Genomic DNA, 12226 nt, shown 5'->3' on the forward strand with positions numbered 1-12226 from the left:
GCCATAGCGGTCCGGCGAAACCGCCCACCGGCCGGGGCGCGGCTCGCCGTCCTGCGCGCTGCGGCCTGCAGCCGCGCCGGCAGCAAAGGAATGCGGCAGTCCGCAGGCGTGTCAGCGCGTGGAAGCCTCCACCTTCATGCGGGCGTTGGGGGTCTCGCCGAACATCTCTGGGGCGTACATCGCCTCGACACGGCTGGGCGGCAGGGCAAAGTCGCCCACGTTGTTGAGCCGCACGGTGTACTGCACGCTGGCCGTGCCCTTGGGCAGGTACTCGTAGTAGCTGCGGAAGGCCTCGAAGCTGCGTTCCTCGAAGGCCGTCCACGCGCCGCCCGAGCGCTTCTCGCCCTGCGTGGAGATCTCGGAATCACGGCCCAGCCCGCTGCCCAGGATGGTCGCGCCGCCCGGGACGGGATCGGTCAGCGCCACCCAGGTCATGTCGGCGCTGGAGGTGACCTCCAGCGTCACGCGCAGCACGTCGCCGCGCGTGTACTTGCCGGGTACGGCCTGCTCGACCGGGGTGATGGTCTTCTTGAGCGTGTAGCCCGCCGAGAACGGCGCCTTGAGCGCGATGGCGGCCACCGACTGCACCGTGAGCCAGGGCTTGCCCGTGCCCTGCTGCGTGACGGTGAGCGGCTGCTTGCCGGCCTTGTCGGGCCAGGGCAGGAACATGCCGTTGTTCTTCAGGTTGCCGGGCGCTGCGGGCGCGCCGAACCAGGTGGTCTGGTGGGCCGCGCCGGCATCGCCTGCGGCCTGCTGGCGCTCCACCTTGGCCCAGTCCACGCTGGCGGTGGCCGCGCCCAGCGCAGCGCGGGTGCTGCCAGCCACGGGCACGGCTTCGAACCGGGCGCTGAACTTCTCCAGCGCCAGGCCGCCCCAAAGATTGGCGGTGGTGGTGTGCCAGGCGCCGTTCTGCTGGCGGGCGATGAAGCCGTTCGCCAGCCGGCCCATGTCGTCCTTCCAGGCCGGGTCGTCCATCACGGCCAGCATCAGGCGGGCGGTGTTGACGTCGCCGTTCTGCATCAGCCACCACCAGTAGTCGTCCTGCTCGGTGGTGAAGAGCACCTTGGTGCCCTGGTAGGAGAGCCGGCCCTTGAGCACCTGCGTGGCCTCGGCCAGGCGCTGCTCGCGCTGGGGCACGTCCTGCACGCGCTTCAGGATGTTCAGCCAGTCGATCACCGCATGAGTGGGCCACTGGTTGGGCGCGATAGCGATGCTGCCCAGCATGCGGCCGCTGGCGCGGCCGTAGCGCGAAAGCGCCTCGATGGCGGCGAGCTTGCGCACGTCCAGGTCCTTGCGCGGGCTCCAGAAGTCGCGCTGGATGCGGCCTTCGACGAAGGCCGTGAGGCCGCGCTCCATGGCGGCGAGCGATTCATCGGGCAGCTTGAACTCGGGGTGCAGCGCGGCGGCCTCGTGCGTGGCGGCCAGCAGGTAGGCGGTGAGTGTGTCGCTGCCCCGGTCGGCACTGCCAGCCTGCGACGGGAAGTAGCTGGCAAGGCCGTCCGCATCGAGGTAGGAGGGCAGCTGCGCGGCCACGGTCTGCCAGAGCTTGCCGTCGCGCAGGCCCACGGCCTTGCTGGTCTTTTGCTCCAGGCAGACGAAGGGGTAATTGGCGAACCAGTCGCGCACGCCGGGCAGGCCTTCGGCCAGCGTCGGCACCAGCGACAGCTTCAGGCCGCCGCGCTTGGCGCCGGTGGCGGGCAACGCGTCGGCGGGCGGGGCCACGTCCATGGATAAGCTGCCGTCCAGTTGCACCAGGGTGGCCTGCTGCACCGTGAGCGGCACGGCCGGGATGATGCGCTGGCTGGCCTTGAGCGCGTCGCGGGCGCTGCCCAGGGTGTCACGCGCGTCGATGTCCCAGATCAGCGCCTGGGCCCGCGTCTGGCCCAGCTGCGCGGGCGCGGTGACGTTCCAGGCCACTTCGCGCGATTCGCCGGCCGGGATGTCCACGGTCTGCGGCTCCAGGCTCAGCAGCGTGGCGCGCGGCGTCACCTGCACCTTCATGGCCTTCTGCGTGGTGTTGCGCAGCGTGACCTGGGCGCGGAACTGGTCGTCCTCGCGCACCAGCGGCGGCAGGCCGCTGATGATCTGAAGGTCCTGCGTGGCGCGGATGCTGGCGGTGCCGGTGCCGAAGAGGCCCGTGCCGGCGTCGGCGACGGCGACGATCCTGAAGGTGGTGAGCGCGTCGTTGAGCGGCACCGTGAGCTTGGCCTGGCCGTTGGCGTCGAGCTGCACGGCGGGCTTCCAGAGCAGCAGCGTGTCCAGCAGCTCGCGCGTCTGCGCGCGGCCCCCGCCGCCGCCGGCGGGCACGGCCTTCTTGCCGTAGTGGCGGCGGCCGATGATCTCCATCTGCGCGGTGGAGGTCTCCACACCCCAGGGCCGGCGCTGCAGCATGGCGTCCAGCAGGTTCCAGCTGGTGTTGGGCATGAGTTCCAGCAGGGCCTGATCGACGGCGGCCACGGCCACCTCGGCGTTGGCCGCGGGCTTGCCGCCCGGCAAGGTGGCGGTGATGGTGACCTGTGCCTGGCCGCGCACGGCGTAGCTTGTCCGGTCGGTGGCGACCTTCACGTCGATGCGGTGGGCCTGCGCGCCGACCTTGATCTCGGCCATGCCCAGCCGGTAGGCGGGCTTGGACAGATCGACCATGGACGTGGGCGCCACGTATTCCTTGCCCTCGTACCAGAAGGCGTTCCACCATTCGCGCGGCGCCTTGAAGCCCCAGGTGAAGAAGCTGTACCAGGGCACCTCGCGCAGCCGCCCGCGCAGGGCCAGCACGCTGACATAGACGTTGGGGCCCCAGCCCTCTTCGACCTTGATCTGCACCGTCGGGTCCTGTCCATTGAGCTGCACCACGCGGGTGCTCAGGATGCCTTCGCGCTCCACCGCCACCAGCGCCGTGGCGTGGCGGAAGGGCATGCGCACCTGCAGGCGGGCGGTCTCGCCGGGCTGGTAGCTCTTCTTTTCGGGCAGCACGTCGATGCGGTCGTGGTCCTCGCCGCCGAACCACAGCTCGCCCTGCTTGGTGACCCAGACGGACGATGCCGCCTGCGCCTCGTTGCCGTCCTTGTCGCGCGCGGTGGCCACCAGCTCGACCTCGCCGGCCTCGTCCAGACGGGCTTCGCACAGCAGCAGGCCACGGCTGTCGGTCTGGCCCGAGCAGACCGTGCCCAGGTCCTTGGTCTCGGTCTTGTTGTCGTAGCTGTAGAAGCCGCCCACCATGCGCTTGCGGCTGCTGGTGGTGATGCGGGCGATGGCCTTGACGGTCATGGGCACGCCTTCGCGGGCGCGGCCGTCGATGCCCAGGGCCAGCGCCTGGAAGCGGATCTTCTGCGCGGCCGACACCCAGCCTTCGGTCTTGATGCCGGCCACCACGCCGGCGGGCCAGAGGGTCTGCACGCTGCGCAGGGTCTGCACCTCGCCGTTGGGGTCGGCGTAGGTGGCCTCCAGCACCATCTCCTGCGGCTGGCGGGCCTGGGGCACGTCGTCGATGGTGAGTTTGCCCGCGCCGTTGCGGTCCAGCGTGAGCGCGCGCTTGTCGGCGATCACGCGCGTGTCCTCGCTCGCGGCGGCCTCTTGCTCGCCGCCGCCTTCCCCGGCGGTGCTGCCGGCCGCGGCCTCCTGGGCCGGGCGCGGCGGGGTGAAACTGAAGGCATCGTAGTCGGGGTACTGCAGCGACTTGCCGCGCACCATGGCCGACACGCGCACCGGCAGGTTGGCCGCGCCACCGCCCGCAACGTAGTTGATCTGCACCTCGGTGGGCACCGAGCGCGCGCGCACCAGCGGCTTCTTGTCGATGGGCGCAATGCGGCCTTCGAGCACCGGCAGGCGGAATTCCTCCACCCGGAATTCGCCCGAGGTGAAGCTGCGGCCGTTCTCCCCGCCACCGCGCAGCTCGACGCTGTAGACGCCCAGCTTGGCGGCGGGCGGCACAGCGAAGGTGTTCTCGGCGCTCAGGCCGCCGGTGGCCGTCTTGCGCCAGGCGAGCGGCTGGGTGTATTGCTGGCCGCTGCCCACGTGGGTGATGACCAGCGTGGCAGGCTCGCTCTTCGGCAGGCCGAAGCCCTGGCGGGTCTCGCTGCGCAGCAGGTGCTTCATCGACACCGTCTCGCCGGCGCGCACCAGGGTGCGGTCGAAGAGAGTGTGCGCCACCTCGTCGGGCTGCGGGCTGCTGCTGGTGGGCACGTTGAAGCGCCAGGGCTCGATGCCGCGCTGCCAGTCGCTCCAGGTGAAGGCCATGTCAGGCACGCCGTCGGCCCCCTGGGCGCGGGCGCTGACGAAGTAGGCCTGGCTCCAGTCACCCCGGTCCTGGCAGGTCGGCGCCTGCGGCGAGAGGCCTTCGAAATGCGCCACGCCGTCGGCTTGGGTGGTGGCCGTAGCCAGCACGCGCCCGTCGCAGCCCGACACGCGCACCTGCGCGCCGGGCACGACCTGGCCCTTGTCCAGCGTGGTCACCCAGGCGGCGGCGTTCTCGCGCCCGAGCTTGAAATGCACGGCCAGGTTGGTCACCAGGGCCGAGGTGCGCACGTACATCGTGCGGCTCGCGCCGTAGCGCTCATCGAGCAGCGACTGGCCCAGCAGGGGCGAGGCGATCTCCACCACATGGAAGCCAGGCGTGAGCGGAATGCCCACCACCTCGAAGGGGCGGGGGTCGCCGTTCGCGGGCCGGGGCAGGTCCAGCGCCTTCACGCCGGGCAGGCCGCCCAGCAGCGACAGCATGCGGGTCTGCACCTCGCCGCGGCCCTGCTCCGGCAGCGCGGGGGGCAGCGCGCCCTTGACGTCGCGGCGCGCCTGGTCGCGGGCGATGCTGGGGCCGTCGTAGCGGCGCAGCTTGCGCATCCAGGCGATGATGTCCGCGTCGTTGTCGGCCCGCAGCGTGCTCACCTGGCCCTTGGCCGGCTCCTGGCCGGGCTGAAGGCCCTGCACGCGCAGCGCGGCCTCCACGTTGCGCAGCGTGACGGGCAGCAGCGCCGGGCCCTGCGGGCCTTCGGCGAAGCGCTCGACGATGCCGAAGGGCGAGGCCGCGAACTTGGCCAGCGGCGGCATGGCGCCCACAGCCACCGGCAGCGGGAAGCTCGCCGCATTGGCCAGCGTGCGGCCCGAGGCGTCCTTGAAATCCGCCGGAAGCTGCAGCGTGTACTTGCCGCCGGCCGCGAAAGGCGGCGCGAACGAAAGCTGCGTGACCACCGAATCGGCATCGCCTTCCTGCTCGATGCGGGGCTTGAGCGTCTCGCTGCCGGACTTGAGGCGAATGCCCTCGGCCAGCTTGCGCGGCACGGGCGCGTTGAACGACAGGCGCAGCGGGCGGATGGGCAGGCAGGCGGCCTGGGCGTTCTCGCGCTCGCAGGCGAAGTCGGCCGCGAAGGGCTCGCGCACCTTGTAGGTGTAGCGTTTTTCCCCCGTGCTGGCCACGCCGCTGGGCGTGGCCACCCCCGCCCCATACACCAGCTGCACCTGCGAGCCCGAGCTGAGCCGCCGGTTGCAGGCCAGCGTGGCATAGCGCAGCGGCTCCTTGGCGGCGGCTTTTTCCAGGCCCTGCGACTGCAGCAGCGCCTGGCGATCGCGGCCTTCGATGGCACGCACCGGAATGCGTTCGCCCACGCCGTCGGCCACGCACCAGACATGGGCCAGCAGGCTGGCCTGCGTGGCCGGGCCACTCAGCCGCAGCAGGAAGAACTGCTCTTCGTCGATCGGCTGGTAGGTGCCCGGCTGCACGCTCTGCACGAACGGCCCTCCGCTATTGAATTGGTAGCTTCTCGCCCCCGTCAATGGCGCGCCAGCGGCCGATTTGAAGCCCGACATCGGGCTGACCGTGCAGCGCACGCCGGGCGGCAGGTCGCCGGCGAAGTCATAGACCCACTCGCGGTCGCTGGTCCAGCGGGCCGTGCCCTGGCGGGCCGCGCCCTCGCTGCAATCCACGGTGAGGGGCGCAGGCGCCTTCGGGTCGCCGAAGGCCACGGCCGGGCCGTCGAACTTGGCCACCACCTGCCGCACGCGGGCTACCTCGCCCTGCGGCGACAGGCTGGCCACCGTGAGCGCCTGCGCCCCGCCGGCCAGCGCGGTCAGGAACAGGGCCATCCGCAGGCGGCGCAGGGGGTATGGGGAGGCGGTCTGGGCTGTCGTCATGGTCGGTCGGCGGTGGACTGGGGCAAGGCGAAGGGCGCCACGAAGGCAGGAGTGCCGCGAGCGTAGCCCATGGCGCGCCTGCGGCACACCCTCCGATCGGGGCAGTTGTCAACGACCTACAACGGGCCTGCGGCGGCCGTGCCACCATGGCGCACCGCCGGCCATGCACCCCGCACTCCGCACCCGGCCCTCACAGCCCATGCCGCCACCTCCGCCCGCCTCCGCCCCCTCCCAGCGCCGCTGGGAGATCGACGCCGTGCGCGGCCTGATGCTGGTGCTGATGACGGTCACCCACCTGCCCACGCGCATCTCGCTGCCGCAGGGCCAACCCTTCGGATACGTCTCGGCGGCCGAAGGCTTCGTGCTGCTGTCGGCCTACATGGCCGGCCTGGTCTATGGGCGCGTGGCCTTCCGCAAGGGCGTGCCGCAGATGCGCCGTGCCTTCTGGCGCCGGGCGCTCACGATCTACGGCTGCCAGGCGGCGGCGCTGCTCTTTCTCTTCACCGTGATCACCGTCATCGGCATCGACGAGCCGGCCATCAAGGGCCTGCTGGCCTTCTACTTCGCCCGGCCGGTGGATGCGCTCGTGGGCGGGCTGCTGCTGGTGCACGAGCCGCCGCTGCTGGACATCCTTCCGCTCTACGTGCTGTTCATGCTGCTCAGCCCCTGGGTATTGGCCTTCGCGCTGCGGCGCGGCTGGGTGCCGGTCATGGCCGTGAGCGTGCTGCTCTGGGTGCTGGCGCAGTTCGGCTTCGCGCAATGGTCCTACGGGCATTTCGCGCACGTGCTGCCGGTGTCGGTGCCGTTCACCGAAACCGGCTCCTTCGTCATGGGCGCCTGGCAGTTCCTCTGGGTGATGGGCCTCTGGATGGGCGCGAGCCGCAACGACCCGCAGGCGCCGCCCTTCGCATTCCCGCGCTGGACACTCTGGGCGGCGGGCGCCATCGCCCTCACCGGCTTCGTCTGGCGGCACGCCGTGGGACAGACGCCCTTTCCGCACATGCCGCAATGGAACGTGCTGCAGGACAAATGGCTGCTGGCGCCGCTGCGGCTGATCGACCTTTTCGCGCTTACGGTGCTGGCGATCCGCTTCGGGCCGCCGCTGCTCGCGCGCCTGCCCCGCATGCGCTGGCTGGAGACGCTGGGCTCGGCGTCGCTCGCCGTGTTCTGCGCGCACCTGGTCGTGGTGCTGCTCGTGCTGGGCCTGTTCGGCGCCCACTACGAGCGCCCCTGGCCGCTGGACATCGCCCTGCTCGCGGCCTGCTTCGGCACCCTTTACGCTGTGGCGCGCATCACGCTCTGGCTGGACCGGCAGCCCGGCGACGACGGCGATGCCCTGGCGCCGCCCGTGCCCTATGCGGAAAAGCCGCCGCCTCTGACCCACGACGACATGGCGCTGCCGCTGCAGAGCGAAACGTTGGCCCCCACCGCCAAGCCCCTGTGAGGGTGCGCTCGGGTGGCTAGCGCCCGCGGCCGGCCTGCGCCACCGGCGTGAGGGCCGGAGCGGGAGCAACTGCTGCGGCCTGCTGCACGGCGTCGCCCGCAGGGCGACCCGCCTTCAGGTGCGGTGCGATCACCGCCTGCCACAGGTCGTAGCCGGCTTCGTTCATGTGCAGGCGATCGGGCCCATACAGTTCGGCGCGCGGCTGGCCATCGGCGCCCAGCATGGGCGTGAAGATGTCGATGTAGTCGCTGTTGGGCACGCCCCGCACATAGCCGGCCAGCAGGGCATTGGCCTCGCGAACCTGCGGCAGCAGCGCGCTGCGCAGCGGGCTGGGCTTGATCGAGACATAGCTGATGCGGGTGTCAGGCAGCGCGTTGCGCACGGCGGCCACGAAGGCGCGGAAGCTCTCCAGCACCTGGTCCGGGCTGCGGCCTTCGGCCAGGTCGTTGTCGCCCGCGTACACAACCACGTGGCGCGGGCGGTACTGCACCACCAGCCGTCGCGCCAGGCCGTTGCAGTCGGCCATGGTGGAGCCGCCGAAACCCCGGTTGATGACCACGGGCTGATCGCGGAAGTCCTGGCGCAGGTCGGTCCACAGGCGGATGGTGGAGCTGCCCACGAACAGCACGCCGCCGGGCTCGGGCGCCCGCTCGCGGTCGGCGGCGGCGAAGGCGTCCAGGCTGGACTGCCAGCGCGCATAGGCGGGCGGCAACGATTCCTGTGCCACGCCAGCGGGCGCAGCCGGTGCGGCGGCCACGGCCATGCCGGCCAGCGCCCCCAGACTGAGGGCGACGGCGCAGCGGGCGCAAAAGGGGCGGACGAGGAACATGGGCGTTTTCCCGGTGGCAGGCGGCGTGGAAGGCAGTGCGAGGAATGCGAGGCCGGAAGATTCCCGCGCAGATACACTTTTTACAACTCCCGCCGCACTCCTGCGAGCGCGTTACCGCCGGTGCTGCCCGCAGCGGGGCCTGTGCGGCAGCCCCGCGACCCGGATCAGCCCAGCCGTGCGCGGTGGCGCGCCAGCTGCGCGCGCACCTGGGCCGGCGCGGTGCCGCCCAGGGTGTTGCGGGCATTGAGCGAGCCGCGCAGGCTCAGCGCGTCGAACACGTCCTTCTCGATCGCCGGGTGGAAGCCCTGCAGCACCGCCAGCGGCAGCTCCGAGAGATCCACGCCGTGGGAGGTGGCCGCCTTCACGGCGTGGGCCACAGTCTCGTGCGCGTCGCGGAAGGGCAGGCCCTTCTTGACGAGGTAATCGGCCAGGTCGGTGGCGGTGGCATAGCCCTTCTTGGCCGCCTGCTCCATGGCTTCGGGGTTGACGGTGATGCCGCCTTCCTTGCGGCCGGTGGCCGGGTCCAGCTGGCCGCCCACCATCTCGGCGAAGATGCGCAGCGTGTCCTTGAGCGTATCGACGGTGTCGAACAGCGGCTCCTTGTCTTCCTGGTTGTCCTTGTTGTAGGCCAGGGGCTGGCCCTTCATCAGCGTGATGAGGCCCATGAGGTGGCCGACCACGCGGCCGGTCTTGCCGCGTGCCAGCTCGGGCACGTCGGGGTTCTTCTTCTGCGGCATGATCGACGAGCCGGTGGTGAAGCGGTCGGCGATCCTGATGAAGCCGAAGTTCTGGCTCATCCAGATGATGAGTTCTTCGCTCAGGCGGCTCACGTGCACCATGCACAGGCTCGCGGCGGCGGTGAATTCGATGGCGAAGTCGCGGTCGCTCACGGCGTCCAGGCTGTTCTGGCAGACGCCGTCCATGCCCAGCGTGCGGGCCACGCGCTCGCGGTCCAGCGGATAGGTGGTGCCGGCGAGAGCCGCGCTGCCCAGCGGCAGCACGTTCACGCGGCGGCGCACGTCGTGCATGCGCTCGGCATCGCGGGCGAACATCTCCACATAGGCCAGCATGTGGTGGGCGAAGCTCACCGGCTGGGCCACCTGCAGGTGGGTGAAGCCGGGCAGGATCACGTCCACGTTGCGCTCGGCCACATCAACCAGCGAGCCCTGCAGTTCCTTGAGCAGATCGGAGATCAGGTCGATTTCGCCGCGCAGCCAGAGGCGCACGTCGGTGGCCACTTGGTCGTTGCGGCTGCGGCCCGTGTGCAGGCGCTTGCCGGCGTCGCCCACCAGCTGGGTCAGGCGGGCCTCGATGTTCAGGTGGACGTCTTCGAGGTCGAGCTTCCATTCGAAGGCGCCGGATTCGATCTCCTGCGTGATCTGCGCCATGCCGCGCTCGATGGATGCGTGGTCTTGAGCGCTGATGATGCCCTGCGCGGCCAGCATGCCGGCGTGGGCCAGGCTGCCGGCGATGTCGGCCTGCCAGAGGCGCTTGTCGAAGAACACGCTCGACGTGTAGCGCTTGACCAGGTCGCTCATGGGCTCGGAGAACAGCGCCGACCAGGCCTGGGCCTTGGTGTCGAGCTGGTTGTGGGACGGGGCGGACGCTGGTTGATTGGCAGACATGTGAGGACGCGATCTTCGAGGGGGCTGTGCAGGCAGCGCAGGCGGCGGGCGGCATCGCCCCCCGAGCGCAGGCAGGAAGCGAAGATTCTATCGACCTGGGCGGCGCCACGCCCGTGCATGCGCCTGCATGGGCGTGCGTGGGCGTTGTGACTGCTGTGCAGGCCCGCCCGGCATGACCATAATCCGAGCAGGCGGCGCGAACCCCACCCGCCGAAACATTACCTGCCGCCCCTTGCCGACCCAGCCGACCCGCACCACTGCCCCCCCGCCCCTGCCTGCGGCGCTGGTCTTTGACGCCTGCAACGTAGGCGTGGTGCTGCGCGCCGTGCTGTTTGTGCAGGCCGTGGTGGCAACGGCCTCGATGTTCGGCGCCGACTCACCCCTGCAGTGGCTGCAGGGCATGGCCCTGCTGACCGGCGCCTGCCTGCCCGGCACGCTGGTCTGGCTGGTGGCCGCCTGCCTGCTCAAGCACCCGCTGCAGCGGCTGCCCGCCTCCGGCCAGTACGCGGCCGGAGTGCTGCTGGGCATGGCGGCCGGGCTGTATGCCTGCGCCATGCTACACCTGGCCGGCGGCACCAGCGCCCCCTGGCTGGCCAGCGCCGTGTCCGGCGGACTGCTGGCAGCCCTGCTGGTCGCCGCCCTGGTGCTGCGCGCACGCGGCCTCGCACCCGCCGACACGCAGGCGCGGCTGGCCGAGCTGCAGTCGCGCATACGCCCGCATTTCCTGTTCAACACGCTCAACAGCGCCATCGCCCTGGTGCGCGCCGAGCCCGCCAAGGCCGAGGCCCTGCTGGAAGACCTCAGCGAGCTGTTCCGCTATGCGCTGGCCGAGCCGCACAGCACGACCACGCTGGCCGAGGAGATCGAGCTGGCCCAGCGCTACCTGGCCATCGAGCAGGTGCGCTTTGGCGAACGGCTGCAGGTGCGCTGGCAACTGGACCCTGCCGCCCACGGCGCACTGCTGCCGCCGCTGCTGCTGCAGCCGCTGGTGGAAAACGCCATACGCCATGGCGTGGAGCCCAGTGCACGCGGCGGCAAGCTGCAGGTGCGCACCGAGCGCCGTGGCGATCTGGTGGAGGTGCGCATCACCAACACCCTGCCCTCCGAGATCGACTCCGCAAGCGCAGCTGCCACGCGCGGCAACGGCATTGCGATGGCCAATGTGCGCGCGCGGCTGTCGCTGCTGCACGACCTGCAGGCCCACCTCACGGCGCGCAAGCTCAACGGGCATTTCGTGGTGCGCATCAGCCTGCCGCTGGCACCGCCTGCCAGCCAACCCACGAAGGCTATATCGGAGAAGAAGCACCATGCACATCCTCATCGTTGACGACGAAGCCCTGGCCCGCGCGCGGCTGCGCACCCTGCTGGCCGACGTGCAGGCATGCACGGGCAGCGACCCGCACCAGGTCAGCGAGGCGGCGGACGCCCGCCAGGCCATGGCCGTGCTGCAGGCGCCGGGCCCGCGCCCCGTGGAGCTGGCACTGCTGGACATCCACATGCCCGGCCAGGACGGCCTAGCCCTGGCCCATATGCTGCGCCGCCTGCCGCTGCCGCCTGCCGTGGTCTTCGTCACCGCCCATGCCGGCCACGCGGTCGAGGCCTTCGACCTGGATGCTGCCGACTACCTGACCAAGCCCGTACGTCGCGAACGCCTGCAGCAGGCCCTGGCCAAGGCCGCGCGCACGGCCGCGCACCAGACGGCCGAACGCGACGGCGGCCCCGTGCTGCTGATACAGGACCGGGGCGCCACCGTGCGCCTGCCCCTGTCCGAAGTGCTCTACCTCAAGGCCGAACAGAAATACGTGACCGTGCGTACCGTGGGCCGCAGCTACATCCTCGACGGTGCGCTGGCCGAACTGGAGGCCCGCCACGCCGACCACCTGCTGCGCGTGCACCGCAACGCCCTCGTGGCACGCAGCGCCCTACGCAGCCTGGAGCGCCATGACGACCCCACCGAAGGCGAAGGCTGGGCCCTGCGCCTGCACGGCATCCCCGAACTGCTCATGGTCTCGCGCCGCCAGCTCCCCCAGGTCCGCGCCGCCATCCGCGACGAAGGACAGCCCGACTGACGATGAAAGGCTGAGGACAGCGCTCTGCGCCCGAAAGCGCGCCCTCAAAACAAGTGCTGTCCACCTCAGAGACACCGAGGAAGGGCCGTCCCCCACCGAGGGTGCAGTCCCCCTCCGTGAGGCGAGAAGGAGGAAGCCG

Annotated in this window: 6 protein-coding genes; 3 read left to right on the top strand and 3 right to left on the bottom strand. The window is 70.9% G+C overall.

Annotated features, from left to right (window positions below):
- Positions 1-111: 111 nt before the first annotated feature.
- Positions 112-6072 (bottom strand): alpha-2-macroglobulin family protein, encoded by a 5961-nt coding sequence (locus tag AC3A84_RS14780; RefSeq protein WP_487971053.1) that lies wholly within the window; start codon positions 6070-6072, stop codon positions 112-114.
- A gap of 247 nt (positions 6073-6319) precedes the next feature.
- Here AC3A84_RS14780 and AC3A84_RS14785 point away from each other — a divergent pair, with 247 nt between their 5' ends.
- A complete protein-coding gene (locus tag AC3A84_RS14785) occupies positions 6320-7564 on the top strand; it encodes an OpgC domain-containing protein (RefSeq protein WP_487970692.1) in 1245 nt (414 codons plus the stop codon).
- 16 nt (positions 7565-7580) lie between these two features.
- Here AC3A84_RS14785 and AC3A84_RS14790 read toward each other — a convergent pair whose 3' ends face one another.
- Entirely contained in the window at positions 7581-8393 is an 813-nt protein-coding gene (locus AC3A84_RS14790; RefSeq protein WP_487970694.1) for an SGNH/GDSL hydrolase family protein, read from the bottom strand.
- Positions 8394-8557: 164 nt separating this feature from the next.
- On the bottom strand, positions 8558-10018 hold the full coding sequence (gene argH, locus AC3A84_RS14795; RefSeq protein WP_487970696.1) for an argininosuccinate lyase: 1461 nt from the start codon (positions 10016-10018) through the stop codon (positions 8558-8560).
- 172 nt (positions 10019-10190) lie between these two features.
- Between argH and AC3A84_RS14800 the strand changes: the two genes are divergently transcribed.
- Positions 10191-11345, top strand: a complete 1155-nt coding sequence (locus tag AC3A84_RS14800) for a sensor histidine kinase (RefSeq protein ID WP_487970698.1) — start codon at positions 10191-10193, stop codon at positions 11343-11345.
- Positions 11326-12087 (top strand): LytR/AlgR family response regulator transcription factor, encoded by a 762-nt coding sequence (locus AC3A84_RS14805; RefSeq protein ID WP_487970700.1) that lies wholly within the window; start codon positions 11326-11328, stop codon positions 12085-12087. The genes AC3A84_RS14800 and AC3A84_RS14805 overlap by 20 nt, the downstream gene beginning before the upstream one ends.
- Positions 12088-12226: the final 139 nt, after the last annotated feature.

It is taken from the genome of Paracidovorax sp. (genome assembly GCF_057642795.1).